Below are 25,612 nucleotides of genomic sequence, written 5' to 3' on the forward strand. Positions count from 1 at the left end.
CTCAACCCTCGATCAAGGATGGCGCGCAGGCACGCCCGGTTTCGGCGGCTTCGCGGATGGCCTCGATCAGCGCCAACGTACGCGCGGCATCGGCGGCACTCACCAATGGATCGACCTCACGCCGCGCAACACGTACGAAGTGCTGCAACTGCAAACGCAAGGCTTCATCGGCACTGAAGTTTTCCTGGGTCGCCAGCAACGGTTGATGCCAGCCGCCGTCTACTTCGTTGTAGTGCCAGCGTTTAAGCTGCGGAATGCTCAGCGCCCCACCCGTTCCGGCCAGCAAGTAGCACGGTTGATCAGGATGACGCGGGTACACCGGGTTCTCCCCCGAATCCAGCTCCCAACTCCAGGGCGCAGCCACCGCATCGGAGCCGGTCAGGCTGCCCAGTGCACCGTTGTCGAATTGCAGCAACACCGCCGCGCAATCCTCATTGGCAAATCCGCGAATGGCATTGCTGGTGATGGCCTGAACCTGACGCACTTCACCGCACAAATGCCGCAGCAGATCGAGGTCGTGGATCAGGTTGGTCAACAGCATCCCCGCACCGGCCTCACGGCGCCAGGGTGTTTCAAAATAGCTGTCGGGCTTGCGCAACTGCCAGAGCGCCGTGACCGTGGTCAACCGACCCAATGCGCCGCTGTGGATAAGTTCGTGGGCGCGGACGATCAGCGGATTGTGCCGGCGATGATGCCCGACCAGTACCGGAACACCGCTGGCCTTCGAGGCGGCCACCAGCTCCCGGGCTTCATCCAGGTGCACGCCCACCGGCTTTTCCAGCAATACCGGCACGCCGGCCGCGAGGCAATCCAGGGCCGTGCTGACATGCTGCGTGTTCGGATTGGCGATTATCACGGCGTCCGGCTTCGCCTGCTCCAGCATCTGACGATGATCGGCGAAACAGGCTACGCCCCATACAGCCGCAAGGCTGGCCGCCTGCGGTCCGGGATCGGCCACGGCGCACAACGTCGCTTCAGTCAGGGATTGCAGATGCCGGTAGTGCTGCTGGCCCATGTTGCCAGCACCGATCAGGGCGATGCGAAGTGGAGAATTCAAGATGCGGTCCTCTTGTGAGTGTTATTGGAGCGATGAACTCCAATAATTTAGAACCTGGTTCCAGATTCTTACACAAGCCCGTCCTGAAAGTGTTCGAACAACGCACAGCTTTTCAAGTTGAACGTTGTTCAAAATGTGGGAGCGGGCTTGCTCGCGAATGCGGTGTGTCAGCGCCATCCAGATCGCATGACACACCGCATTCGCGAGCAAGCCGGCTCCCACAGTCGAATTGCACAGGCCTTAGTTGAACAACTCCGAGGCCAGGCTCGCTGCGCTCAGCTCCGCGGTGTACGCCAGCAACAACGGCGCCAGCTCATGCAGACGCTCTCCCGGCATCCGTGCACTCGGTCCGGCGATGCTGAGCACGCCGATCACCCGCCCATCGGCGGGATGGCGCACCACTGCCGCAATCGCCGAAGTCCCCACCGCCGAACTTTCCTCAACCCATGCATAGCCCTGCTCCCGCGCCAGACGCAGGCGCTCGAGCAACTCGATATTCGAGCGCGGCGCGTTCGGGCCCACATGTTCCGGCACCTGCGCGCCCTGCCGTTCCACCAGTGACAAGGCTTCGGCATCGCTCATGCACGCCAGCCACGCATGCCCCGAGGCTGTGTAGAACAACGGCGCATCGCGGCCCATGTCCGGGTCGTAACGCAGACCGGAGCGCGCGCCCTGGGATTTGGCGATCCAGGTCTGACGCTCGCCGTCGATCACCCCGAGACGCACCAACTCGCCGGCTTCCTGAGCCAGGCGGTCAAGCACCGGCTGCACGATATCGGCACCGCTGCTCGACAGGTAACGGAAGCCCATCGCCACCAGTTTGGTCGAGAGGTGATAACGCAAATTATCTGGATTCTGCCGCACGTAACCGAGGCGGATCAGCTCGGCGAGCAGGCGATGGGTCGCACTCTTGGGGATGTCCAGTTGCTCTGCCAGGGTCTGCATCGGCAGGCCACGGGGATCGCTGGTGAGACTTTCGAGCACACTGAAAACACGTTCGATCTGACTGCCGGCCATGGTCGCTTCCACGCAAAATTTGCTCGATTCTAGAAGACAACCGCACGAATGCGAAATCTGGAACTGAGCGTTCGATAACCGCCCGCTTTATACCCTCCCGGCTTGTTCGGCGTTACCTGATTCTTATATTTTCTGGAACCAGATTCCAAAAAATAAAACACCGGAGTTCAAACAATGCCTGCACAAGTGCACTTTCTTCCCGACATCGATTGCGATGTGCTGATCGTTGGCTCCGGTGCGGCGGGACTGTCAGCGGCCGTGACCGCCGCATGGCACGGACTGAAAGTCATAGTGGTGGAAAAGGACCCGGTGTTCGGCGGTGCCACCGCCTGGTCCGGTGGCTGGGCCTGGGTGCCCTGCAACCCGTTGGCCCGGCGCGCGGACATTGTCGAAGATGTTGAACTGCCGCGCACTTACCTGAAACACGAACTGGGCGAGCGCTTTGATCCAGCGATGATCGACGCTTTCCTGGAGGCCGGCCCGCGGATGGTGTCGTTCTTCGAACAGTTCACCTCGCTGCAATTTTCCGATGGCAATGCCATTGCCGACATGCATGGCGACACGCCCGGAGCAGGCACCGGTGGACGCTCGGTGATCGCCGCCCCTTACGACGCCCGAAAAGTCGGCACACTGCTCAAGCGTCTGCGCAAAACCATGCGGGAAACATCCTTCATGGGCATGCCGATCATGGCGGGGGCGGACCTCACGGCATTCCTCAACCTGACCCGCTCTCTGTCGGCGGCCTGGCATGTTACGCAGCGTTTCAGTCGGCACCTGTTCGATCTCGTCGTACATGGCCGGGCGATGCAACTGGTCAACGGCGTGGCCTTGGTGGCGCGCCTGGCTAAATCCGCCGACGACCTCGGCGTGTTGCTCTGGGAATCAGCGCCCGTGAGCCGATTGCTGCGCGAGAACAATCAAGTACGAGGTGCGGTGGTCAACACCGCCAAAGGCTCGGTGCGCATCCATGCACGCAAGGCCGTGGTGCTCGCGGCGGGTGGCTTTGCCAATGACATCGAGCGTCGAAAGGCACTGTTTCCCCGCACACCGACCGGGCATGAGCATCTGGCCTTGCCGCCCCTCGGCGTTTGCGGCGATGGCCTGCGCCTGGGCGAAAGTGTCGGTGCCCGGGTCAACAGCGACATGGCGTCCGCCGTCGCCTGGGCGCCGGTTTCGCAAGTGCCGCACAGCGACGGCAGCACGGGACACTTCCCGCACATTATCGAGCGGGGCAAACCCGGCATAATCGGTGTGCTGAGCAACGGCCAGCGCTTCGTCAATGAAGCCAACGGCTACTGCGAATACGTTGCGGCCATGGTCGCCGCCGCCCCGCAGGGTGAAGAAGTGGCATCGTGGCTGATCTGCACCCATCGCTTTCAGCGTCGATATGGCCTGGGCATCTCTCGGCCATTTCCGGTGCCGCTGTCATCCTTCATCCGCAGCGGCTATCTGAAAACCGGCAACACCCTTGAGGAGTTGGCTGCAGCCTGCGGCATCGACCCGGTTGGCTTGCGCAGCACCGTGTCGGACTACAACCGCCACGCACGCAACGGAGAAGACCCGCAGTTCGGTCGTGGTTCCACGCCCTACAACCGCAAGCAGGGTGACGCACTGCAACATCCCAACCCATGCATCGCGCCGATCGAACAAGGCCCGTTCTATGCCGTGAAAGTCCAGCCGGGCAGCTTCGGCACCTTCGCCGGGCTCAAGGTCAACCAGCATGCCCAGGTCCTGGATGATGCGGCGCAACCCATCGCCGGCCTGTACGCGGCGGGCGGCGACATGGCCAGCATCATGGGCGGTCACTATCCCGCCGGGGGCATCAATCTCGGCCCGGCGTTGACCTTCGGCTACATCGCCGCGCGCCACATCGCAGGCGTCACTGCTTATGAAAAGGAGATCGACCATGCAGTACATCGTTAACGCACAGGGTTTGAACATGCCGAAGCTCGGCCTCGGTACCTGGCCAATGCTCGGCGAGGAATGCCCGCGCCGTGGAGCAGGCTCTGTCCCTGGGTTACCGGCACATAGACACGGCAGCGGCCTACAACAACGAAGATGCTGTCGGTAAGGCGCTGGCGAACAGTCCGACACCCCGCGAGCAGATCCACGTCACGACCAACGTCTGGTGGGACCAATTGCAACCTGACGCCATGCATCACTCCATGGACCGCAGCCTCAAAGCCCTGCGCAGCGAATACGTCGACCTGTTCATGCTCCATTGGCCAACCACCGATTGGGATATGCGCGCACCCTAGAAACCCTGGCGTCGTTCAAGGAGCAAGGCCTGGCGCGCAACATTGGCGTGGCGAAATCACGAAGACCGAGCCTTGATCGCCAGCCTGTCCAAACGCGAGCGTCAGGTCAGCCCGGACTTTGCGCCGGCGTAGGACGCGTTCGACCAGCAACCACCCATTTGGCCACCCGTGATCCGCGACATCCGTCATAACGTCAGAGGCAATACCAACTCTTACACATTTCTCCCACACACTTTTAATAGTGCTGTTATTCATAGACTTGGCGAAAAACACTCCAACAATCTATGAGAGACCGCAACCATGCTATGGACCAAGGCAAGACGCAGCGACAACGTGAACGACACGCGCGAGGGCAAGGATGCCCGCACCCTCACAGGGAAAACATTAGGCGCCGGGCTGGCCGTCGTTGTGCTGGCAGGCGCAGGACTCTACTCGACATTGGACACGGCACCGGATTCGCCCACGAGCCCCCTTCCTCCAACCGCCACCGCCCTGTCGATTGCGCCCGCAGAAGATCTGCAATTGAAGTTTGTTCAGTCAGTGCTCGGTGATACCGAAGACACCTGGAAACAACTCTTTGCGCAAACGGGACGACACTATCCACAACCCGAACTGACGCTTTACAACAATGACATCCTCTCGGACTGTGGTTATGCCAGCTCCGGAAGCGGCCCATTCTATTGCCCAAGCAATCAGCAGGTGTATCTCAATCTGGAGTTTTTCAAGAAACTGGAGCCGCACTCAGTGATTGCTGACTTCGCACTGGCATACATCATCGCTCACGAAATCGGCCATCACGTGCAGCTTGAGCTGGGACTGTCCGCTCCCTTCGAGAAAGCCTTGCTCGATCAACAACCGGTCAGCGGTGATGGCGGTCTGGAAGTGCGCGCGGAACTGCAGGCCGATTGTCTGGCCGGTGTCTGGGCGCACCATGCGCAACGGCGTCTGGATTGGTTGGAGCCCGGTGATATCGAAGCGGCCCTGAATACCGCTGAGATGTTCGGTGACGACCACTTGCAACGCTCCCGAAACGCCCCTGTTCGGCCCGAAATATTCAGCCACGGCACATCAAAGCAGCGCGTGAACTGGTTCAAGACCGGTTTCGCCTCAGGCCTGTCGGAGGCATGCGACACCTTCGCTACCGGGAACCTGTGACCCCCGCCCGTCAATGAAGCCGTTAATGCGGCCGAAAGGATAGAACCGCTGACGCTCTAGGCTGTCTGACGACCGGACTGGCGCGGCTCCCACTTGGCAGCAACACTCATCGCACGGCTCGTGACCCGGAACAGAAGAGGATTCCCACATGCTATGGAAAAAAGGCCGACGCAGCGACAACGTTGTCGATGCCCGTGGTGATGATGTCGGCAGTGGCGGCGGTGGGATGCGCTTCGGCGGTGGCAAGGGCCTGAGCCTGACGGCGATCCTGCTGATCGTCGGCATCGGCTGGATCACCGGCCAGGATCCGCTGCAAATCCTCGGACAACTGACCGGGCAAATGGACCAGCAATCGGCGCCCGCCACCAACCAGAGCCGCAAGGCACCACCGGCCAATGACGAAGGCGCGGAGTTCGTGCGCTCGATCCTCGGCGACACCGAAGACACCTGGGGCACGATATTCCAGCAGGCCGGCCGTCAATACAAAGACCCGACCCTGGTGCTGTTCAGCAACCGGGTGAATTCGGCCTGCGGCCTGGCCACCTCGGCCACCGGCCCCTTCTATTGCCCGGCCGACCAGAAGGTCTACCTGGACATGGCGTTCTTCCAGGAAATGTCCCAACGCTTTTCCGCCGCGGGCGACTTCGCCCAGGCCTACGTCATCGCTCACGAAGTCGGACACCATGTGCAGACCCTGCTTGGGGTGTCCGCAAAAATCCAGGCAGCCCGCCAACAAGGCCGGCAGATGGAAGGCGACGGCGGTTTGCTGGTTCGTCAGGAACTGCAAGCCGATTGCCTGGCCGGCGTCTGGGCCAACAATGCACAGAAGCGCCTGAACTGGCTGGAACCGGGCGACATCGAAGAAGCACTGAACGCAGCGAACGCCATCGGTGACGATCGTTTGCAGCAACAGGGTCAGGGCCGCGTGGTCCCGGACTCGTTCACCCATGGCACGTCGGCGCAACGAGTGCGCTGGTTCAAAACCGGTTTCGCCCAAGGCCAGGTAAGCCAGTGCGATACCTTTGCGACGAAAAATCTGTAAATGAAGAAGTGGTTGTTGGTTGTTCTGTTTACTTGCGCAACGTCCCAGGCCGCCGAGAATGAGGTCAAGGAACTCAGTCCCGGGCGCCTGCTGTTGAAATCAGGTGAAATCGCGGTGGGCATCAGCCCCGCCCCGGCAAAAATCGAACGGGTGCTGATCATCCTCCACGGTCGCTTGCGCAACGCGCAAACCTATCTGCAGAGCGGTGAGCACGCGGCCGAACTGGCCGGGCAAAGCGCAACGACCCTGGTGATCGCCCCACAATTCCTCAATGAAACCGATGTTGCGGTTCATCCGGTGGCCGACACCGTTTTGCGCTGGCAAGGCAATGAATGGATGGCCGGCGGCGAATCCACGGCGCCGTTTCGGCTGAGTTCCTACGCCGCGCTCGACGAAATCATTGCCCGCCTGGGAGATCGCCAGCAGTTTCCGGACGTGAAGCAAATTGTCATCGCCGGGCACTCCGGGGGCGCGCAGGTGGTTCAGCGCTATGCAGTGATCGGTCATGATCAGCCAGCCCTCGAGGCGGCTGGCGTACAGGTTCGATACGTGATTGCCAACCCGTCGTCCTACGCCTACTTCGATGAGCGCCGGCCCGTGGCGTTCAGTCACGCCGGTTGCCCGCAATTCCATCGCTGGAAGTATGGGCTAGCGGATTTGCCCGCCTACGCCGAAGGACAAACGCCCACACAACTGCAGGAAAAGTACCTTAAGCGTGACATCGTTTACCTACTGGGCCAGCAGGACACCGACCCGAATCATCCGGCGCTGGATAAAAGCTGTGAGGCCAGGGCCCAAGGGCCTTATCGGTTGGCGCGCGGGCGTTTTTACTTTGATTACCTGAAGCGGCTGCAACCGCAAGGGTTGAAACAGCAACTGATTGAAGTACCCGGAGTCGGGCACAGCGGGGACGGGATGTTTACCTCGCCGGAGGGGCAGAAGGCGTTGTTTGGGCAGTAGGTGTTGCACTGCCTGATCTGACGCCTTCGCGAGCAGGCTCGCTCCCACAAGGATTTTGCGGTGAACACATCATTTGTGAACACCAGAAATCAAATGTGGGAGCGAGCCTGCTCGCGAAAGCGGTTGACCAGGCAACGAGGCAATCAAGCCGACAACATCTGCCGCAACTCGACACAATCCGCCGCATGCCAATCGGTCAATTCCGGCCACGGATTATCCGGCAGGTTCACCAGCACCGTGCGTGCCCCCGCCGCCCGCCCGCAATCGAGATCAAAGCGGTAATCACCGACCATCACCATCTCGCTTGCCGGCACCTTCCACGCTTCGGCCAGTTTCAGCAACCCGCCCGGATGAGGCTTGGGCGGTGCTTCATCACGACCCAGCACGTCCTCGACCGCAAAGCAGTCGGCCAGGCCAATGGCCTCCAGCGTGACATGCGCCAGCTCCCGGGCATTGCGCGTGAGAATGCCCAGGCGATAACCGCGCCCGGCCAGCTCGCGCACCAACTCCACTGCGCCCGGCGCCGGTTTCGAACCGAGGGCCAGGTCCCGTTCGTGCTCCAGCAACCACGCATGCTTGGCAGCGGCCTCATCGGCTGGCAGTGCGGCGAGGTGGGTCAGGATGTCGTGTTCGGCAGGAATCGCCAAGGCTACGCGAATCGCTGCGAAGTCGTGCACGGCCACGGTCAGGGTGCCGTCCATGTCGAACACCCAGTGACGCACGTCGGCCAGGCTCACGCCCAATCCTTGCGGTGACGGATCAAGCCTTCCTGAGTGACCGAGGCCACCAGTTGCCCGGCACGATTGAACACACTGCCTCGGGAGAATCCGCGGGAGTTGCCAGCCCACGGGCTGTCCATCGCGTAGAGCAGCCAGTCATCGGCACGCAGATTCTGGTGGAACCACAGTGCGTGATCGAGGCTGGCGACTTGCATGTCCTTGTGCCAGACCGATTTGCCGTGGGGCTGCATCGAGGTGACCAGCAGGCCGAAGTCCGATGCATAGGCCAGCAGGTATTTATGCAGCGCCGGCGAATCGGCCAAGGCTCCGTCGGCGCGGAACCAGACGTACTTGACCGGATCGCACGGCAGCGGGTTGTAGGGATCTTTTTCAGTCACCGGGCGGAATTCGATCGGCTTGGGGCACAACAGCTTTTCGCGCATTTTCTCGGGAATCAGGTGCGCGCGCTGCTGGGTGATTTCCAGCTCCGAAGGCAGATTTTCCGGGCCAACCACAACCGGCATTTCGCTCTGGTGCTCAAAGCCTTCCTCGTCGTACTGGAACGACGCACTGCACGTGAAGATCGGGTGACCCTTCTGGATCGCCGTCACCCGGCGCGTGCTGAAACTGCCACCGTCACGCACCCGGTCAACCTGATACACCACCGGCAAACCGGCATCACCCGGACGCAGGAAATAGCCGTGCATCGAATGCACGTGGCGCGCCTCTTCTACGGTCTGACTTGCCGCCGACAGCGACTGGCCGAGTACCTGGCCACCGAACAGCTGACGGAAACCCAGGTCCTGGCTACGGCCGCGGAACAGGTTTTCCTCGATCGGTTCCAGGGTCAGCAAGTCGACCAGATCTTCCAACACTTGGCTCATTCAGACTCTCCTCACGCAAAACATTGCCGCGCAGTCTTGGCTGCAACGGTCGATTCAGTTTCCGGCCCGGGCCAGCATGGGGCCATTGTAAACGTCCGTGCCAGCTTATCCATGCAAGGTTTGCAGCCATTGTTCGCGACTGATGCGATACAGAACGTGCCGACGCAATGGATGATCGGCTTCGAGTCGCGGGTGTTCGAAGTCATCCGCCGGGTCATGGTGCATGCCGATGGCCTGCATGACTTTTTCTGACGGCAGATTGGTTTGCGTCGTGAAGGCCACCACCTCTTTCAGCGGCAGTCGGTCGAACCCGCAGCGCAGAGCGGTCCACGCCGCTTCACTGGCGTAACCGAGGCCCCAATGCTCGCGGGCCAGACGCCAGCCGATTTCCGTTGCGGGGGTGAATGGCGCGTCGAATCCGACCACATTGAGCCCGGTAAACCCGATGAACTGGCCAGAGTCCTTTCGCTGCAAGGCCCAGAGCCCATAACCATGCTCGGCGAAATGCCCACGGATTCGCCCGATCAATGACGCGCTTTCCAGCCGACTCAAAGTGCCTGGAAAATAGCGCATCACCTGCGGATCGGCACACATCGCCGCAAAGTCCGCCAGATCTTCATCGCGCCACTGGCGCAACAGCAGCCGAGCGCTTTCAAGCTCCAGTATTGGCTCCATCGTGCCCCGCCCCTCCATTTCAATGTCGCCAGTCTACAACGCTGGTAGGATCCTTCTCTCATTCCTACATGAAATGACCATGCCACTGCCGCTGATTTATCACGAAGACTACAGTCCCGAGTTTCCGGCGGATCACCGCTTCCCCATGGACAAATTCCGCCTGCTGCGCGATCACCTGGTGGACAGCGGCCTGACCCGCGACGCCGACCTGCTGCGCCCGGATCTGTGTCCGGCAGACATTCTCGCCCTCGCCCATGACCCTTCGTATATCGAACGCTACATGAGTGGCGAATTGTCCCGCGAAGACCAGCGCCGCCTCGGCCTGCCCTGGAGCGAAGCCCTGGCCCGGCGCACGGTGCGGGCAGTCGGCGGCTCACTGCTGGCGGCCGAGCAGGCGCTGGAGCATGGCCTGGCCTGTCACCTGGCGGGCGGCACCCATCATGCGCACTACGACTACCCGGCCGGGTTCTGCATCTTCAATGACCTGGCGGTGATCAGTCACTACCTGCTGGAAAGTGGTCGGGTGAACCGGGTGCTGATCTTCGATTGCGACGTGCATCAAGGCGACGGGACCGCACGAATCCTGCACAACACCCCGGAAGCGGTGACCGTTTCCCTGCATTGCGAAAAGAACTTTCCTGCACGCAAAGCCGAAAGTGACTGGGACATTCCGCTGCCCAACGGCATGGGCGATGCCGACTACCTGAAGGTGGTGGACGATGCGCTCAACTACCTGCTGCCGCTCTACCAACCGGATCTGGTGCTGTATGACGCCGGGGTCGATGTGCATAAGGACGACGCCCTTGGTTATCTGAAGCTGACAGACGAAGGCGTGGCCGCCCGCGATGAAAGCGTGATGCGCCATTGCCTGGGCCGCGACATCCCGGTGGTCGGGGTGATCGGCGGCGGCTACAGCAAGGACCGCCAGGCCCTGGCCCGCCGCCACGGCATCCTCCATCACAGCGCGCAGCGCGTCTGGCAGTCATCAGGTTGTCACTGAGTTGTGGATGCTTTACCCACAATGCCTGTGGAGCTGCCTGTGGATAACCTGAGTGAAAGGGTCTGCAGCCCACACGGCGTATAGGCTACAGAGCGGTGGTTGTTTTTTAACCAGCACTGGCAAACACCACCGAACCCTGTGGGAGCGGGCTTGCCCGCGATGAGGCCGGCACATCAACATCTTTGTTGACTGACAGTCCGCTATCGCGGGCAAGCCCGCTCCCACAGTTATCGTGTACTGCTAGAATGCGCGGCTACTCCGCCACACCGCAGCTTTTACCATGACTCAGCCCACCACTTCCCTCCCCCCTCACGTCGCCATCATCGGCGGCGGTCCTGCCGGTTTGATGGCAGCTGAAGTGCTGAGCCAGGCCGGGATCAAGGTCGACCTGTACGACGGCATGCCTTCGGTGGGACGAAAATTCCTCCTGGCCGGCGTCGGCGGCATGAACATCACTCACTCCGAATCCTACCCGGCATTTCTCTCGCGCTACGCCGAACGCGCCCCGCAAATCGCCCCGCTGCTGCGCAGCTTCGGCGCCGAAGCGCTGTGCCAGTGGATTCACGAGCTGGGCATCGAGACCTTCGTCGGCAGTTCCGGCCGGGTATTCCCCACCGACATGAAAGCCGCACCGCTGCTGCGCGCCTGGCTCAAGCGCCTGCGCGACAGCGGTGTAGTTATCCACACCCGCCATCGCTGGCTCGGCTGGAACGAGCATGGCGGTTTGCGCATCGACAGCCCGGAAGGCGAAAAAACCGTGCAAGCCGATGCCACCCTGCTCGCCCTCGGTGGCGGCAGTTGGTCACGGCTGGGTTCGGACGGCGCCTGGACGCTGGCACTGGAGCAGCACGACGTAGGACTGGCGCCGTTGCAACCGAGCAATTGCGGCTTCGAGGTGCAGGCCTGGAGCGAATTGATGGTCAGCAAATTCGCCGGCGCGCCGCTGAAAAATATCGCCATCGGTCTCAATGATGATGTGCCCCGGCTCGGCGAATGTGTGATCACTGCCACCGGGATCGAAGGCAGTTTGATCTACGCCCTGTCGGCGCCCATTCGCGAAGCGATCAACCAGCACGGTACGGCGACGATTCATCTGGACCTGCTGCCCGGCCGGCCTGTGGATAAAGTGCTGGCGGCGTTGAGCAAACCACGAGGTTCACGCTCGATGGCCAAGCATCTGCACAGTCAGTTGGGCATCGATGGGGTAAAAGCGGCGCTTTTGCGTGAACTGACCAGCGTCGAGTGCTTTGCCGATATGGCCTTGCTGGCCAAGGCGATCAAGGCATTGCCACTGACACTGGTGAAAACCCGTCCACTGGACGAGGCCATCAGCAGCGCGGGCGGTGTGTTGTTCGAGGCGATGGATGAGCGATTGATGCTCAAGCAAATGCCGGGCGTGTTTTGCGCCGGGGAAATGCTTGATTGGGAAGCACCGACGGGCGGCTATCTGCTGACCGCGTGTTTTTCCAGTGGGCGAGCGGCTGGGTTGGGGATGGTGGAGTGGTTGCGGCGCAAGGGCTGAAGACCGAGGCGCGCCCTTCGCGAGCAAGCCCGCTCCCACACTGGATCTGTGTCGTGCACAAATCCCCTGTGGGAGCGGGCTTGCTCGCGAAGGCGGCCTAACAGGCGCTGCGTGTAATCAAGGCTTGCGCTTACGCGGCCCGGTATTGAACACCGGCACCTTGCGCACCGGCTTGATGGAAGGCTCCGCCGGCGCAACCTCTCCGCTATCCACCCACTTGCCAAGATTGCGTTTGCCACCGCCACCACCGGAAGCCTTGGGCTTCTTCGGTTTCTTCGGCTTCTTGACGACCTGGCCACTGGCATCGGTGTCCGGTACGCGGTGCTCCGGCTCGAAGTCCGGCTCGTTCTGCCGCTTCAAGGTCTGGCGAGTCAGCATCTCGATCGCCGACAGCAGATTCACTTCATCGGCGCACACCAGGGAAATCGCCTCGCCGGTCGAGCCCGCGCGGCCGGTACGACCGATGCGGTGGATGTAATCCTCGGCGACGATCGGCAAGTCGAAGTTGACCACCAGCGGCAGGTCTTCGATGTCCAGGCCACGGGCCGCCACGTCGGTAGCGACCAGAATCTGCACTTCACTCGCCTTGAAGCGGTCGAGCGCGCGCTGGCGAGTCGCCTGGGGCTTGTCGCCGTGGATGCCGTCGGCGTTGATGCCCAGCCCCTGGAGTTTTTCCACCAGCGCGTCCACGCCGTTGCGGGTCTTGGCGAACACCAGAACCTGCTTCCACTTGCCCTTGCGCATCAGGTGCACGAACAGTTCCGGCTTGCGCTTTTTGTCCACCGTCACGATCCATTGCTTGACCGTATTGGCCGCCACGTTGCGCGGGCTGACTTCGATGCTCAGCGGGTCGTTGAGCATCTGCCCGGCCAGCAGGCGGATGTCATCGGAGAAGGTCGCGGAGAACAGCAGCGTCTGACGCTTCTTCGGCAGCGCGCGGTAAATGTTCGCCAGTTCCTCGGAAAAGCCCAGGTCGAGCATGCGGTCGGCTTCGTCCAGTACCAGGGTTTGCAGCTGATTGAACTTCAGCGCGTTCTGGCGGAACAGGTCGAGCAAGCGGCCCGGGGTTGCCACCAGCAGATCGACACCGCTGCGCAGCTTCATCATTTGCGGGTTGATGCTGACGCCGCCATACACCGCGTAAGTACGCAGCGGCAGATTTTCGGCGTACTGGCGCACGGCCTCGTGAACTTGCTCAGCCAGTTCGCGGGTCGGTACCAGGATCAGCGCGCGGACCGAGTTGGCGGTGACTTTCGGCCCTTCCATGGCCAGCAGTTGCAACAGCGGCAGGGCGAAACCGGCAGTCTTGCCGGTGCCGGTCTGGGCGGCGGCCATCAGGTCGCGACCGGCCAGCACCGCCGGAATGGCTTGCGCCTGAACCGGCGTCGGAGTCTGGTAGCCGAGCGTCTCGAGGGAGCGCAGCAAGGGTTCGATCAGGCCAAGGGTGGCGAAAGTCATGGGAGTACCGTAGGAAAATTCAGCGCGGGTTGTTCAAAACAAGTGTGCAAAACAGGATGCAATGCCGCGCAGTTTACCCTAATTCACCCGGGATTCTGTCGGCACCACCGTCACCACAGGCTTAACCGGCGCCCGACGCCACTGCGGCAATCCGATCAGCACCACGGCGCTGATGATCACAGCCATCGCCAGTGCTTCTTCGATGCCGATGGTCTCGCCGACAAACACGATCCCCAACAACACCGCCACTGCAGGATTGACGTAGGCATAACTGGTAGCCGCCGCCGGGCGCACGTGTTTCAACAGGTACATGTAGGCGTTGAAGGCGATGATCGAGCCGAACACCGTCAAGTACGCCAGGACTGCCCAGCCTTCGATGGGCGGGACCTTTTCCAGGTGTTCACCGCTGACCGCGCTGGCGATCAGCAGCACTACACCACCTACCAGCATTTCCACGGCACTTGCCATTGCCCCTTGTGGCAATGGCAAGTGTTTGCTCCATACCGAGCCGAACGCCCAGGTCGCCGCCGCAAAGATCAGCAACGCCGCCCCCAATGGACTCGATTGCAGGTTGGAACCCAGGTTGAGCATGGCAATGCCGATCAGCCCGAGCACAATCCCGGCCCACTCCAGACGGGTATTACGTGCGCCCCAGAAATACCCGCAGAGCAGGGTAAACAGCGGCACCGTCGCTACCGCCAATGCGGCGACACCAGAAGCCACCCCGGTGTGCTCGGCGACACTGACCGCGCCATTGCCACAGGCGAGCAGCAACACGCCAATGATCCCGGCGGCTTTCCACTGTGCCCAGGTCGGTGCCGGCGCCCCGCGCCAGCGCAGGAAGGCGTACATCAAGGTCCCGGCAATGACGAAGCGGATGCCGGCGAGCAGCAGCGGTGGCCAATATTCCACACCGATACGGATCACCAGGTAAGTCGAGCCCCAAATCACGTACAAGGCGAAAAAGGCAGCGATCAAAGGTAAGGGAAAGCGACGAAGGCCGGACATGGGGGGCAGCTCACAGGCAAGGACAAGTGAACGGCTATTCTAGAAAGGCTGGCGACGGAAAATAAGTTACAAAACCTGTTTAAAGCGCCAGTACACTTTTCAAAACACGGAGTTCAGCGCTATAAACCGTGTTTTCGAAAGTCGAGCATTTTCAGGAGTCGCCCCATGGACAAATACGACCGCATGCTGCTCAGCGCCCTCCTGGAAAACGGTCGCGCGTCCTACGCGGACCTGGCGCGCAAGGTCAACCTGTCAGCCCCCGCCGTGGCCGAGCGCGTGGCCAAGCTCGAAGCCAGCGGCGTGATCACCGGCTATCAGGCGAAGGTCGACATGGCCAAGCTGGGCCTGCCGATCCAGTGCGTGATCGAACTGCGCCTGAACCAGCACGGCAACCAGAAGGCCTACGACGACCTGATCAAAATCCCGCAATTGACCGAATGCCATCGGGTGACCGGCGATCCGTGCGTGATCATGCAAGCCGCGGTGGGTTCGATGCCGGAGCTGGAAGAACTGATCAACCGGATCGCCACGTTCGGGTTCAGCAAGACGTCGATCGTGTTGTCCAGTGCGATAGAGAAGCGGGTGCCGTTGGGGCATATCGAGGGCAACGGCAAGCTTTGATCGAACGCGGAACCTGTAGGAGCGAGCCTGCTCGCGATGGTCGCCAACGATAACGCGGGAAACCTGACACCCCGTCGCGAGCAGGCTCGCTCCTACAGGGGAATTGTGGTGAGTTCGGGATCAGCGATAGCGCTTGAGATGCTCACTCACCTTCGCCGCCGGCACCTTCTGCAACTTGCACAGCAAGTCATGGGACAGCTCGCGCAGGCCATGCTTCTGGAGCAACTCTTCCTCCAGGTGTGCCGTCAGGTTGGCCGCCATCTCGGCATCGGCCATGGCCCGGTGAGCCTTGCCGGTGTGCGGCAGGTTGGCAAAGGTGGTGAGGGTGCCGAGTTTGTGGTTCGGCGCGGCGGGCATCAGGCGGCGGGCCAACAGCAGCGAGCAGGCAAAGTTCTGCAAGCGGGTGCGCTTGATTCGCCCGAGTTCGAAGTCCCAGAACTTCTGGTCGAACGCGGCGTTATGCGCGAGCAAGGGTGTGGTGCCGACGAACTCATTCACTTCGTTCATCACCTGCTCCGCCGACGGCGCGGTGCGCAGCATGGCGTTGCTGATGCCGGTGAGCTGCTCGATGAAAGCCGGGACGCGCACGCCGGCATTCATCAGGCTTTGGTAACGCTCGACGATGCGCCCCTGTTCAAGGATCACCACGGCAATTTCCGTGGCCCGGCAGCTGCTGCTCGGGGAGATCCCGGTGGTTTCAAAGTCGATGACTGCGATGCGTTCCAAACCTGGTTCAACTCCGTAAAAATCAATTCTTGAGCAGCAACGCGCCTTCGATCGGCACGTAGCGGCTGGCGGCGCGGATCAGCGAGTTGGCCGTCAGGCCCGGCACGCCGTAGGCCACGGCTTGCACGCCATGCTTGCTGATGATGCGTTCGAGCAGCATGTCGAAATCGCCATCGCCAGAGGCCAGGACAATTTCATCGACATGATCGGCGGCATCCATGATGTCGAGCGTGATGCCCACGTCCCAGTCACCCTTGGCCGAACCATCGCTGCGCTGGATGAACGGCTTGAGTTTCACGGTGAAACCGAGGTTACGCAGGATCTGCTGGAACTGCTGCTGTTTGCTGTCGCCACGGTCGATGGCGTAGGCATAGGCTTCGACGATCTCGCCCTGCTGGCTGATGTCAGCCCACAGCGCGGCATAGTTGAAGTGGCAACCATAAGCCTGACGCACGGTGTAGTAGAGGTTCTGGACATCGGCGAACACTGCGATTTTTTTCACCGGCTTTCCTCAAGGCTGAATCAGGCACCAGGCCCGAAAGGTCGCCCAGTATGCCAGCCCAGAGGATGGTTCCGCGAATAATCGGCTATGTGGCGAGGGAGCAAGCTCCCTCGCTACTGGGTGTCAGACGAAGGAATCGTCGTCGCCGCCAAAGAGCGAGTCATCGCTGTAGTCAGCGTCGCTGAAGCTGCCCTGATCGTTACTGTAGGAGTCGTTACCGGCCATGCGCTGGTCATCGCCCCAGCCATTGTTGCCCTGGTCGTTGACCTGGGCCGGCTCTTCCTTGATGACTTCGACGACTTCCGGTTGCTGATTGTGATGGAACAGGCTGCTGATGCCTTGTGCCAGCATCACGCCACCCGCCACGCCAGCGGCGGTTTTCAGCGCACCACCGAGGAAACTGCTGCCGGCCGCTGCCGGTGCTTGCTGCTGCGGGGCATAGCCCTGTTGTGGAAAGTTCTGTTGCGGGGCACCGAAGTTCTGCTGTGGCGCTTGCGAACCGAACGACGAGCGCCCCGGCTCACGCCAGCCACCGCTCGATGGCGCCGAACTCTGGGTCGGTGCCGGTTGTGGATCACGGGAAGCGCCGCCAAAGATACTCGACAAAAAGCCACCGCTGCTCGACGCTGGAGCCGGGGTCGCCTGGGCCTTGGCCTGTTGCAGTTCGGCCTGCAATTGCTGGACTTGCCGGGTCAGTTGCTGGTTCTGCTCATCGAGGCTCTTGATTGCTGCCTCTTGCACCAGAATCGCCTGGGTCATGAAATATCCTGCCACAGGCTGGCGCGTCAGGTGTTCCTTGATCCGCGCCTCGGCCTGGGCGTCGCGCGGGGCTGAGTCCGTTTCGGCCTGTTGCAGCCGGGAAAACAGTCCATCGATCAGGGTTTGTTCTTCGCTGTTCATGGCGACCTCGTAGATTGCCGGGAAAATCGTTGCCTTTATCCAATGAGGATAAGGTGCCCGACCTTAATGGAGGCTGAAACAAACTGTTTCAATGACCTTTACTGAACGTTTACGTTTGCGTCTCCCGGCACTTGATCGGTTAAAGTGGACCACTGCTTTCAACCTGCGATACCAACGATGAATCCGTTAGAAGTGCTGCGTGACTCTCTGTATTTCTTCAAGCGCAATCTGGGCCAGATCGTGCAGCTGTGCCTGCCGCTAGTCATTTTTGAGGCGCTGCTGCAACAAGTGGTCGACCACTCCACGGAGCCGGACAGCTTCCCCGGCATCAGCGTGATTGTCGGCTTGCTGGTGTACCCGCTGTACACCGCCGCGCTGATTCTGTTTCTCGACGCCCGCAGCCGGGGTGAATCACCGCGCAACCGCGACCTGCTGGCGATGGCGGCGAGCCTGTGGCCGCGTTTCGCCCTGCTGACGGCGCTCAATACCGTGCTGATTCTGCTGGGCCTGTCGCTGTATTTCCTGCCGGGTATCTATCTGATGGTGACCCTGGCGTTTGGCGAATACCTGCTGGTGTTGCGCGGCATGGCGCCGCTGGCGGCCATGAAGGAAAGCCTGCGCATGACCCAAGGTCACTTCCTGCGCATCCTGCTGTGCATTCTGTGTGTGATGGGGCCGCTGTGGCTGCTCAAGGGGGCGACCCTGGCGGTGTACCCCGAACCGCAGAACCCGGTGATCTCGCTGCTGATCGACAGCGCCCACAGTTTCCTGCAGCTGTTTACCAGCGTGGTGCTGTTCCGTTTGTTCATGCTGATCAATCCGTTGCCTGAGAGCAATGACAGCTCGCTCTGACCTTGGGCGCGCCCATCGCTCTCGGGTATGCTCGGGAACAATTTTGCAACGCCAATAAGCTGAGCCATGACCCGTCTACTGCGCCACACCCTGCTGGGCCTGCTGATCGTGATCGGCCTGGTCGCCGTGATGACCTACAGCCTGACCTGGCGCCCCGACGCCAAAGAAGAGTTGCCCGTCAGTTGCAGTGCCCAGGCCCCCACCCTGGTCCCCGGGCAGGCACTGAAAGTGATGACCTGGAACGTCCAGTACCTGGCCGGCAAGCGTTACGTGTTCTGGAATGACCTGGCCGCCGGTACCGACGAACGCCCCACAACGGAAGACATGGCCTTCAGCCTCGACGAAGTGGCGCGGGTGATTCGCGACGAACAACCGGATGTCGTGCTGTTGCAGGAGCTGGACGACGGCGCCAAGGCCAGCGATTACCAGCACCAGTTCAAACTGCTGCAGGAACGGCTCGCCGATTTGTACCCATGCAGTGTCAGCGCCTTCGACTGGAAGGCTGATTTCATCCCGGACCCGCATATCTTCGGCAGCGTCGGCCGGCAACTGGCAACCCTGAGCCGTTACCGGATCGAACATGCCCAACGCCTGCAACTGCCCGTCGTCTCGGGTAATCCGCTCAGCCGCCAATTCAAACCCAGAAACGCCTTGCTGGTGAGCTACTTGCCGTTGAGTGACGGTGGGCAGATGGCGGTGCTCAATACCCATCTGGAACGTGCGACACAAGCCGACAACACCTTGCAAAACCAGGTGAACGCCGTGGCCAGGACCCTCGATAAACTCGAAAGCCGTGGCACGCCGTGGTTGATCGGCGGGGATTTCAACCTGTTGCCGCTGGGTCAGTATCGACGCCTGTCCGATGCGCAACGCGCGCCCTACTCCGCCGACAGCCCGTTGCACCTGCTATGGGACAAGTACCCGATGATCCCGACCAACAACGAAGCCAGCGGGATCGACCGCGAGCGCTGGCTGACCCACTACCCGAACGATCCCGGGCTGAACGGCCCGGACCGGACTGTCGACTACCTGTTCTACAGTCCGCGGATCAAACGGGTGGAGGCGACGGTGCGGCAGGACGATACGTTGCGCATCTCCGATCACCTGCCGGTGATTGCGCGGTTCCTGTTGCCGGTTGCGCCTTAATACCAACCGAAGTCAGATGCAGTCCCTGTGGGAGCGGGCTTGCCCGCGATGGGGCCATCACATTCAACATTATTGTTGACTGACACTCCGCTATCGCGGGCAAGCCCGCTCCCACAGGGATGGCGCGTGGCTCCAGATCAGGCTTAATGCACCTCTTCCAGATCATCATGCAGCAGCCCGAAGATCTCGCGCTTCATCTCGATGAATGAGCGCTCCATGACCATGTCCAGGTTGCGCGGACGCTCGATCGGCACATCGAGGATCTGCTTGATCCGCCCTGGCCTTGCGCCCATGACGTAGACCCGGTCGCCGAGCAGAATCGCCTCGTCGATGTCGTGGGTCACGAACAACACGGTCTTCTTGCTGTTGCCCCACACCCGCAGCAACAACTGCTGCATTTGCAGGCGCGTCTGGCTGTCGAGGGCGCCAAAGGGTTCGTCCATCAGCAGGATCTGCGGGTCGTTGGCCAGCGCGCGGGCGATGGCGACGCGCTGCATCATCCCGCCGGACAACTGCTTGGCGTAGTTGTCGGCAAAGCCGCTCAGGCCCACTTCATTGACGTAGTAGTCGACGATATCCTTGCGCTGCGCCGCCGGCATGCCGCGCCGCTTGAGGCCGAACTCGACGTTCTGCCGCACGGTCAGCCACGGGAACAGCGTGTAGCTCTGGAACACCATGCCTCGATCCGCGCCGGGGCCCTCCACCTGTTGGCCGCCGACGTAGATCTCCCCCGACGTCGGTTCGGCCAGGCCGGCGGTGAGGTACAGCAGACTCGATTTGCCGCAACCCGACGGCCCTACCAGTACGGCAAATTGCTGGTCCGGCACCTCAAACGACACTTCTTCCAACGCGGTAAAGGTCCCGCCATCCGGCTTCTTGTAACGCAGGCTGACCTTGTCCACCTGCAGCCGGGGCGCGTTCACCGGGGCAGCCTGAGGGGCGACAAAACGATGAGTGGCGGCGGTTACTGAGCCCATGCGGTAATCCTCAGACGAAGGAAGCGGAACAGTTGATCGGTGACCAGGCCCAGCAGGCCGATGATCGCGATGGCGAGGAAAATCACATCCACCTGGAAGCCGCGCATGGCCTTGAGGCTCAGGTAACCCAGGCCACTGGAAGCGGCGACCAGTTCGGCCACCACCAGGTAAGTCCAGGCCCAGCCCATGGTCACCCGCAGGGTGTCGAGCACGCCTGGCAAGGAAGCCGGGGCGATCACATGCAGCACTGCGTCACGACGGTTCGAACCGAGGGTATAGGAGGCGTTGATCAGGTCCTTGGAGATGCCTTTGGACACGTCCGCGATCATCACCAGTTGCTGGAAGAACACGCCGAAAATGATCACCGAGACCCGCTGCTCCAGACCGATGCCGATCCACAGGATGAACAGCGGTACGAACGACGTCACCGGCAGGTAGCGAATGAAGTTGACCATCGGCTCCAGGAACGCCTGGACGATGCGGAAGCTGCCCATCAACAGCCCCAGCGGCACCGCCACCAGGGACGACACGATGAAGCCGACCATCACCACTTCGACGCTGGCCCACACATGCTGGCCGAGGGTGCCGTCGCGACCCAGGCGCACAGCGGCCTCGACCACCGCGCCCGGCGTCGGCAGGAACATGCCCGGCACCACACCGCCGTAGGACAACCCTGCCCACAGGCCGACCAACAGCACCCAGGCCAGACCACTCGCGCTCCAGATCACCGAGACCGGCAACCCGGTCTTGGGCGTGATGCAGCGGCTCAGCCACGAATTGCGCTTGAACATGCAGCCTCCTAGAGCGGGGTGACGAAACGGTTGTCGATCAGGTCGTCATTGCTGACGTTGTAGGGCTTGCCTTGCAGCTCGCTGGCGGTCTCGTTGGCCAGTTTGATCAGCGGTGCGCTGTCACCCGGCTTGCCCGGCGAACCCAGCAGTTTCTCGCTCATGGCCTGATCGTAGAAGCGCACGCCCTGGGCGGCCGCTTCCATTTCCTTCGGATCGGCCAGGTAGCCGCCGACACCCTTGGCCATGATTTTGTAGGCTTCCTGCGGATGATCCTTGGTGTACTGCACGGCTTTGTACAAACCGGCCACCAGTGCCTTGACGTCTTCCGGCTGCTTTTCGATGACGGTGCAGTTCAGTGCCACCACGTCGACGATCACCCCCGGTGTGCTGCTGCTGTCGATCAGCACCTTGCCCTGCTGCTTGTCGCGCACCATCGACAGGTGCGGTTCCCAGGTCACGGCAGCGGGTACGCGACCGGCGATGAACGCGGTAGCGGCATCGTCAGCCGTCATGTTCTGCACGGTGATGTCGCTCATTTTCATGCCGTTCTTTTTCAGCAGATACGACAACCAGAACTGCGAGGTCGAACCTTCGTTCACCGCCACGGCCTGGCCTTTGAGCTCCTGTAGGCTCTTGACGTCCTTGCCTACCAGCACACCGTCGCCACCATGGCTGTCGTCCAGTGCGGCCACAGCCTTGAAGCAGAATTGCGGACGGTACTTGAGCACCTCGTCGATGGTCGACGCCGAGCCGGACAACTCACCGGAAGCTTGTGCGGCCATGTACATCGCCGCCTCTTCGACCACCGGCAATTCGACGGTCAAACCGTTTTCCTTGAAGTAGCCCAGGTCCCGGGCCAGGTACAGGGTGCCGTAGCCGACCCAGGTGGTGTGGCCGATGGACAGAGTGCCGGCCTGGGCACTGGTGGCGACCGTCGCGGCGATGGCGGTGACCGCCAGTGGATGGACAACACGGGTAAGCAAGGACTTGATCATGGAGCACTCCCAAAGCTGTTGATTTAGTTTTGTCATGGGCAGTACGGCGAGCCCTGAATCGGCTGCAACCTGTGGTCTCTGAGGGACCCTTCAGCGGGCAGCATTCGGCGGGCTGGCGAGATCGATGTTGGCCCAAGGGCGGGATTAGGAAAATGAGGAAATTTGTGGATGCGAGTGATGAAAAAACTGGTTAGCGCGCACCGCTAAAGGGCGCTGCATGCGGGGATGCACGGGGTGGGTGCAAGACCTGGGAAATGTGTTGAATGTGCAATAGCTATCGCGGGCAAGCCCGCTCCCACAGGGATTTTCTCTGAACACAATATTTGTGAACAACAGAGATACTGTGGGAGCGGGCTTGCCCGCGATGAGGCCCGAGAGAACGCTACACGATCAGAGCCGACCGTATTCCTGCGCCGTACGATCCACCGCTTTCAAGGTCTTGGCGATCAGTTCGTCAATCTCTTCACGGCTGGCAATCAACGCCGGCGCCATGATCATCCGGCCCAAGGTCGAACGAATGATCACTCCCTCCTCAAAGCCAATCGTACGGCAACGCCAGGCGATGTCGTTCTCATTGGCGAAGCGCTTGCGAGTGGATTTGTCTTCGGCCAGTTGCAGCGCCGCGACCATGCCGGTGCCCTGGATATCGCCCACCAACGGGTGCTTGCCGAACACTTCGCGCAGGCACTGTTGCAGGTACGGGCCGATGTCGTCCTTGACCCGCGTCACCACGCCTTCATCGCGCAGGGCCTTGAGGTTGGCAATCGCCACCGCCGCCGCCACCGGGTGCCCGGAATAGGTCAGGCCGTGGGCGAACACGCCGCCCTGCTCTACCAGCACCGAGGCCATTTTCTTCGACAGGATCAAGCCGCCCATGGGAATGTAACCCGAGGTCAGGCCCTTGGCGATGGACAGGGTGTCCGGCTCGAAACCGAAGTACTCGTGGGCGAACCATTCGCCGGTACGACCGAAGCCGCCGATAACCTCATCGGCGCACAGCAGCACATCGTACTTGCGGCAAATGCGCTGGATTTCCGGCCAGTAGCTTTCCGGCGGGAAGATCATCCCGCCAGCGCCCTGGAAGGGTTCGGCGATGAAGCCTGCGACCTTGTCCGCACCCAGTTCGAGAATCTTCGCTTCCAGTTGCCGGGCCGCGCGCAGACCGAATTCGGCTGGTGTCAGGTTGCCCTCGTGAGCGAAGAAGTACGGCTCGTCGATGTGCTCGATGTCCGGAATCATGCCGCCCATTTCGTGCATGAATTTCATGCCGCCCAGCGCCGTCGCGGCCAGGGTCGAACCGTGGTAACCGTTCCAGCGGCCGATCATGATCTTCTTCTCGGGCTTGCCAAGCACCTGCCAGTAACGCCGTACCGTGCGGATCAACACCTCGTTGGCCTCGGAGCCGGAGTTGGTGTAGATCGCGTGGCTGTAGTGACCCGGCAGCAGGCTGAACAGCAGCTCGGACAGCTCGATCACCTGCGGGTGGGTGGTGTGGAAAAACATGTTGTAGTACGGCAGCTGTTCCAGTTGCTGGCTCGCCGCAGCCGCCAAGTCCTTGCGCCCGTAACCGAGGTTGGTGCACCACAGCCCGGACATGCCATCGAGGTAACGGCGGCCATCGTTGTCCCACAGGTGCAGGCGCTCGCCACGGACCATCACCCTTGGCCCCTCGTCGTTGAGGGCTTTCTGATCGACGAACGCATGGATGTGGTGCGCAGCGTCGGCGGCCTGGTAGTCGCGGGTTTCACGTGGTGTGGTCATCGCCTGTTCTCCGTTTTGTTATCAGCGCAATTGAAACCAGGTGGTCTTCAACTGGGTGTATTTATCGAATGAATGCAGGGACAGGTCACGGCCGAAACCGGACTGCTTGCCGCCGCCAAAAGGAACGGTCACGTCCAGTGCATCGACGCTGTTGACCGACACCGTGCCCGCTCGCAATTGTCGCGCCACGCGGTGGGCGCGGTTGAGGTCGTCGGTCCACAGCGAAGCCGCCAGACCGTAGACGCTGTCGTTGGCCAAGTGCAACGCATGGGCCTCGTCATCAAACGCCGTGACCGCCAGAACCGGGCCGAATACTTCGTCGCGAAACAGCGGCATGTCCGGCGTCACGCCGGTAAAGATCGTCGGCTGGATGAAATTGTCGGAGCCGTTGAAGATCGACTGCCGACCGCCACAGATCCTGGTCGCACCTTGCTGCTCGGCCTGCTGGATGAACTTCATGATGCGCGCGGTCTGACGGCTGTCGACGATGGCACCGGCAGCGCTCGACGGATCCAGCGGATCGCCCGGCAACCAGCGTTCGGCCTGGGCCTTGAGACGTTCGACGAACGCGTCATGAATCGAGCGCTGCACCAGCAATCGCGAGTTGGCCGAGCAGACTTCGCCCTGATTGAAAAAGATGCCGAACGCGGCTTTTTCCGCTGCCAGATCCAGGTCCTGGCAATCGGCGAACACCAGGTTCGCGCTCTTGCCGCCGCACTCCAGCCACACCTGTTTCAGGTTCGACTGGGCCGAGTACTGCATGAAATATTTGCCGACCTCAGTGGAGCCGGTGAACACCAGGCAATCGACGTCCGGGTGCAGGCCAAGGGCCTTGCCGGTCTGCTCGCCCAAACCCGGCAGCACGTTCAACACACCCGCTGGCACACCGGCCTCAAGCGCCAGCTCCGCCAGACGCAAAGCCGAAAACGGCGACTGCTCCGCCGGCTTGAGAATCACCGAGTTACCCGCGGCCAGGGCCGGGGCGAGTTTCCACGCGGCCATGTCCAGCGGAAAATTCCACGGCACCACCGCAGCCACCACGCCGAGGGCTTCGCGGGTGATGGTCGCCAGCACGTTCTGCGCACTCGGTGCGACCTGGTCGTAGAGTTTGTCGAGGCTCTCGGCGTACCAGCGCAACACCCCGGCGGCACCCGGCACATCGATGTTGTAGGCGTCCGTGACGGGCTTGCCCATGTTCAGCGAATCGAGCAGCGCCAGTTCTTCACGGTTTTCGAGGATCAAGTCGGCCAGGCGCAACAGCACTTGTTTACGTTCAGTCGGCGAACGTGCCGACCAGGTGCCGGCTTCAAACACTTGCCGCGCATTACGCACCGCTGCGTTCACATCGTCCTCGCCACAGGCCGCGACATTGGCCAGGCATTGCCCGGTGGCGGGGTTGATAGCGGCGAAAGTCTGCCCCGATTGCGCCGCTCGGCGCTGGCCATCGATCACGGCCTGATCGGGAAACCGCAGGGAAGCGGCTTTGCGTTGCCAATACTCAAGCTCGAACACGTTCGGATGCTCCAGAGGACATTCTTGTGTATTGGATAGTCGCTCAGGCCCGAGCGGTGGAAAACCAGTAAAAA

24 protein-coding genes and 1 pseudogene are annotated in these 25,612 nt (G+C 61.5%); 10 read left to right on the top strand and 15 right to left on the bottom strand.

What is annotated here, in order from left to right; translation table 11 throughout:
• Position 1: 1 nt before the first annotated feature.
• Entirely contained in the window at positions 2–1,057 is a 1,056-nt protein-coding gene (locus Q8X48_RS18380; RefSeq protein WP_095965685.1) for a Gfo/Idh/MocA family protein, read from the bottom strand.
• A 240-nt stretch (positions 1,058–1,297) separates the two neighbouring features.
• Complete coding sequence (locus tag Q8X48_RS18385) at positions 1,298–2,074, bottom strand: IclR family transcriptional regulator (protein WP_126047679.1); 777 nt, start codon at positions 2,072–2,074, stop codon at positions 1,298–1,300.
• A 174-nt stretch (positions 2,075–2,248) separates the two neighbouring features.
• Here Q8X48_RS18385 and Q8X48_RS18390 point away from each other — a divergent pair, with 174 nt between their 5' ends.
• The 5 genes and pseudogenes from Q8X48_RS18390 to Q8X48_RS18410 all read left to right on the top strand — a co-directional run bounded on the left by Q8X48_RS18390 (position 2,249) and on the right by Q8X48_RS18410 (position 7,489).
• Positions 2,249–3,997: an FAD-dependent oxidoreductase gene (locus tag Q8X48_RS18390; RefSeq protein WP_407801021.1), complete on the top strand. Its 1,749-nt coding sequence runs from the start codon at positions 2,249–2,251 to the stop codon at positions 3,995–3,997.
• Positions 3,981–4,406 (top strand): annotated as a pseudogene (locus Q8X48_RS18395) (aldo/keto reductase); the annotation flags it as partial. The gene Q8X48_RS18390 and the pseudogene Q8X48_RS18395, both read left to right, overlap by 17 nt.
• A 226-nt stretch (positions 4,407–4,632) precedes the next feature.
• The gene (ypfJ, locus tag Q8X48_RS18400; RefSeq protein WP_407801019.1) at positions 4,633–5,487 is read left to right on the top strand and encodes a KPN_02809 family neutral zinc metallopeptidase; all 855 of its coding nucleotides are present in this window, start codon (positions 4,633–4,635) and stop codon (positions 5,485–5,487) included.
• A gap of 148 nt (positions 5,488–5,635) precedes the next feature.
• Entirely contained in the window at positions 5,636–6,529 is an 894-nt protein-coding gene (gene ypfJ / locus Q8X48_RS18405) for a KPN_02809 family neutral zinc metallopeptidase (protein WP_015096933.1), read from the top strand.
• On the top strand, positions 6,530–7,489 hold the full coding sequence (locus Q8X48_RS18410) for an alpha/beta hydrolase (RefSeq protein ID WP_407801017.1): 960 nt from the start codon (positions 6,530–6,532) through the stop codon (positions 7,487–7,489).
• A 143-nt stretch (positions 7,490–7,632) separates the two neighbouring features.
• On the opposite strand, the gene Q8X48_RS18415 is transcribed toward Q8X48_RS18410, so the two are convergent.
• The 3 genes from Q8X48_RS18415 to Q8X48_RS18425 all read right to left on the bottom strand — a co-directional run bounded on the left by Q8X48_RS18415 (position 7,633) and on the right by Q8X48_RS18425 (position 9,767).
• A complete protein-coding gene (locus Q8X48_RS18415; RefSeq protein ID WP_407801016.1) occupies positions 7,633–8,226 on the bottom strand; it encodes an HAD family hydrolase in 594 nt (197 codons plus the stop codon).
• Complete coding sequence (tesB, locus tag Q8X48_RS18420) at positions 8,223–9,092, bottom strand: acyl-CoA thioesterase II (protein WP_407801014.1); 870 nt, start codon at positions 9,090–9,092, stop codon at positions 8,223–8,225. The genes Q8X48_RS18415 and tesB overlap by 4 nt, the downstream gene beginning before the upstream one ends.
• A gap of 105 nt (positions 9,093–9,197) precedes the next feature.
• Complete coding sequence (locus Q8X48_RS18425; RefSeq protein ID WP_217836432.1) at positions 9,198–9,767, bottom strand: GNAT family N-acetyltransferase; 570 nt, start codon at positions 9,765–9,767, stop codon at positions 9,198–9,200.
• A 79-nt stretch (positions 9,768–9,846) separates the two neighbouring features.
• Between Q8X48_RS18425 and Q8X48_RS18430 the strand changes: the two genes are divergently transcribed.
• Together Q8X48_RS18430 and Q8X48_RS18435 are read left to right on the top strand one after the other, a co-directional pair.
• On the top strand, positions 9,847–10,767 hold the full coding sequence (locus Q8X48_RS18430) for a histone deacetylase family protein (protein WP_407801012.1): 921 nt from the start codon (positions 9,847–9,849) through the stop codon (positions 10,765–10,767).
• Positions 10,768–11,047: 280 nt separating this feature from the next.
• The gene (locus Q8X48_RS18435) at positions 11,048–12,289 is read left to right on the top strand and encodes a TIGR03862 family flavoprotein (RefSeq protein ID WP_407801010.1); all 1,242 of its coding nucleotides are present in this window, start codon (positions 11,048–11,050) and stop codon (positions 12,287–12,289) included.
• Between the two features lie 117 nt (positions 12,290–12,406).
• On the opposite strand, the gene Q8X48_RS18440 is transcribed toward Q8X48_RS18435, so the two are convergent.
• Complete coding sequence (locus tag Q8X48_RS18440) at positions 12,407–13,747, bottom strand: DEAD/DEAH box helicase (RefSeq protein WP_015096940.1); 1,341 nt, start codon at positions 13,745–13,747, stop codon at positions 12,407–12,409.
• A 78-nt stretch (positions 13,748–13,825) separates the two neighbouring features.
• A complete protein-coding gene (yedA, locus tag Q8X48_RS18445; RefSeq protein WP_407801008.1) occupies positions 13,826–14,755 on the bottom strand; it encodes a drug/metabolite exporter YedA in 930 nt (309 codons plus the stop codon).
• A gap of 165 nt (positions 14,756–14,920) precedes the next feature.
• Between yedA and Q8X48_RS18450 the strand changes: the two genes are divergently transcribed.
• On the top strand, positions 14,921–15,376 hold the full coding sequence (locus Q8X48_RS18450) for an Lrp/AsnC family transcriptional regulator (protein ID WP_007994028.1): 456 nt from the start codon (positions 14,921–14,923) through the stop codon (positions 15,374–15,376).
• A 120-nt stretch (positions 15,377–15,496) separates the two neighbouring features.
• Here Q8X48_RS18450 and Q8X48_RS18455 read toward each other — a convergent pair whose 3' ends face one another.
• The 3 genes from Q8X48_RS18455 to Q8X48_RS18465 all read right to left on the bottom strand — a co-directional run bounded on the left by Q8X48_RS18455 (position 15,497) and on the right by Q8X48_RS18465 (position 17,504).
• A complete protein-coding gene (locus Q8X48_RS18455; protein WP_407801007.1) occupies positions 15,497–16,102 on the bottom strand; it encodes a 3'-5' exonuclease in 606 nt (201 codons plus the stop codon).
• Positions 16,103–16,124: 22 nt separating this feature from the next.
• Positions 16,125–16,604 carry an NYN domain-containing protein gene (locus Q8X48_RS18460; RefSeq protein ID WP_007975807.1) on the bottom strand — a complete coding sequence of 160 codons (480 nt, stop codon included), beginning with the start codon at positions 16,602–16,604 and terminating at the stop codon, positions 16,125–16,127.
• 123 nt (positions 16,605–16,727) lie between these two features.
• On the bottom strand, positions 16,728–17,504 hold the full coding sequence (locus tag Q8X48_RS18465; protein ID WP_407801005.1) for a DUF2076 domain-containing protein: 777 nt from the start codon (positions 17,502–17,504) through the stop codon (positions 16,728–16,730).
• A gap of 177 nt (positions 17,505–17,681) precedes the next feature.
• Between Q8X48_RS18465 and Q8X48_RS18470 the strand changes: the two genes are divergently transcribed.
• Entirely contained in the window at positions 17,682–18,356 is a 675-nt protein-coding gene (locus Q8X48_RS18470; protein ID WP_126047703.1) for a YciC family protein, read from the top strand.
• A 66-nt stretch (positions 18,357–18,422) separates the two neighbouring features.
• On the top strand, positions 18,423–19,502 hold the full coding sequence (locus Q8X48_RS18475) for an endonuclease/exonuclease/phosphatase family protein (protein ID WP_407801003.1): 1,080 nt from the start codon (positions 18,423–18,425) through the stop codon (positions 19,500–19,502).
• A 143-nt stretch (positions 19,503–19,645) separates the two neighbouring features.
• On the opposite strand, the gene Q8X48_RS18480 is transcribed toward Q8X48_RS18475, so the two are convergent.
• The 5 genes from Q8X48_RS18480 to Q8X48_RS18500 form a co-directional block, all read right to left on the bottom strand.
• The gene (locus Q8X48_RS18480) at positions 19,646–20,479 is read right to left on the bottom strand and encodes an ABC transporter ATP-binding protein (protein WP_007975815.1); all 834 of its coding nucleotides are present in this window, start codon (positions 20,477–20,479) and stop codon (positions 19,646–19,648) included.
• Positions 20,467–21,270, bottom strand: coding sequence for an ABC transporter permease (locus Q8X48_RS18485; RefSeq protein WP_007975817.1), 804 nt, complete (start codon positions 21,268–21,270; stop codon positions 20,467–20,469). Before Q8X48_RS18485 ends, Q8X48_RS18480 begins: the two co-directional genes overlap by 13 nt.
• 8 nt (positions 21,271–21,278) lie before the next feature.
• Positions 21,279–22,265 (bottom strand): ABC transporter substrate-binding protein, encoded by a 987-nt coding sequence (locus Q8X48_RS18490; protein WP_126047707.1) that lies wholly within the window; start codon positions 22,263–22,265, stop codon positions 21,279–21,281.
• A 390-nt stretch (positions 22,266–22,655) separates the two neighbouring features.
• Complete coding sequence (locus tag Q8X48_RS18495) at positions 22,656–24,026, bottom strand: aspartate aminotransferase family protein (protein ID WP_015096948.1); 1,371 nt, start codon at positions 24,024–24,026, stop codon at positions 22,656–22,658.
• Positions 24,027–24,047: 21 nt separating this feature from the next.
• Positions 24,048–25,538, bottom strand: coding sequence for an aldehyde dehydrogenase (locus Q8X48_RS18500; RefSeq protein WP_407801001.1), 1,491 nt, complete (start codon positions 25,536–25,538; stop codon positions 24,048–24,050).
• Positions 25,539–25,612 lie beyond the last annotated feature (74 nt).

Source organism: Pseudomonas sp. QLc11A (genome assembly GCF_052112305.1).
Classification (GTDB): Bacteria; Pseudomonadota; Gammaproteobacteria; order Pseudomonadales; family Pseudomonadaceae; genus Aquipseudomonas; species Aquipseudomonas laurylsulfatiphila.

Coding starts and splice junctions, on each gene's coding strand:
- Q8X48_RS18385 (WP_126047679.1), bottom strand. CDS start 2,074: ATGGCCGGCAGTCAGATCGAACGTGTTTTCAGTGTGCTCGAAAGTCTC.
- ypfJ (WP_015096933.1), top strand. CDS start 5,636: ATGCTATGGAAAAAAGGCCGACGCAGCGACAACGTTGTCGATGCCCGT.
- Q8X48_RS18425 (WP_217836432.1), bottom strand. CDS start 9,767: ATGGAGCCAATACTGGAGCTTGAAAGCGCTCGGCTGCTGTTGCGCCAG.
- Q8X48_RS18435 (WP_407801010.1), top strand. CDS start 11,048: ATGACTCAGCCCACCACTTCCCTCCCCCCTCACGTCGCCATCATCGGC.
- Q8X48_RS18470 (WP_126047703.1), top strand. CDS start 17,682: ATGAATCCGTTAGAAGTGCTGCGTGACTCTCTGTATTTCTTCAAGCGC.
- Q8X48_RS18410 (WP_407801017.1), top strand. CDS start 6,530: ATGAAGAAGTGGTTGTTGGTTGTTCTGTTTACTTGCGCAACGTCCCAG.
- Q8X48_RS18485 (WP_007975817.1), bottom strand. CDS start 21,270: ATGTTCAAGCGCAATTCGTGGCTGAGCCGCTGCATCACGCCCAAGACC.
- Q8X48_RS18465 (WP_407801005.1), bottom strand. CDS start 17,504: ATGAACAGCGAAGAACAAACCCTGATCGATGGACTGTTTTCCCGGCTG.
- Q8X48_RS18495 (WP_015096948.1), bottom strand. CDS start 24,026: ATGACCACACCACGTGAAACCCGCGACTACCAGGCCGCCGACGCTGCG.
- tesB (WP_407801014.1), bottom strand. CDS start 9,092: ATGAGCCAAGTGTTGGAAGATCTGGTCGACTTGCTGACCCTGGAACCG.
- Q8X48_RS18490 (WP_126047707.1), bottom strand. CDS start 22,265: ATGATCAAGTCCTTGCTTACCCGTGTTGTCCATCCACTGGCGGTCACC.
- Q8X48_RS18475 (WP_407801003.1), top strand. CDS start 18,423: ATGACCCGTCTACTGCGCCACACCCTGCTGGGCCTGCTGATCGTGATC.
- Q8X48_RS18440 (WP_015096940.1), bottom strand. CDS start 13,747: ATGACTTTCGCCACCCTTGGCCTGATCGAACCCTTGCTGCGCTCCCTC.
- Q8X48_RS18450 (WP_007994028.1), top strand. CDS start 14,921: ATGGACAAATACGACCGCATGCTGCTCAGCGCCCTCCTGGAAAACGGT.
- Q8X48_RS18390 (WP_407801021.1), top strand. CDS start 2,249: ATGCCTGCACAAGTGCACTTTCTTCCCGACATCGATTGCGATGTGCTG.
- Q8X48_RS18480 (WP_007975815.1), bottom strand. CDS start 20,479: ATGGGCTCAGTAACCGCCGCCACTCATCGTTTTGTCGCCCCTCAGGCT.
- ypfJ (WP_407801019.1), top strand. CDS start 4,633: ATGCTATGGACCAAGGCAAGACGCAGCGACAACGTGAACGACACGCGC.
- yedA (WP_407801008.1), bottom strand. CDS start 14,755: ATGTCCGGCCTTCGTCGCTTTCCCTTACCTTTGATCGCTGCCTTTTTC.
- Q8X48_RS18430 (WP_407801012.1), top strand. CDS start 9,847: ATGCCACTGCCGCTGATTTATCACGAAGACTACAGTCCCGAGTTTCCG.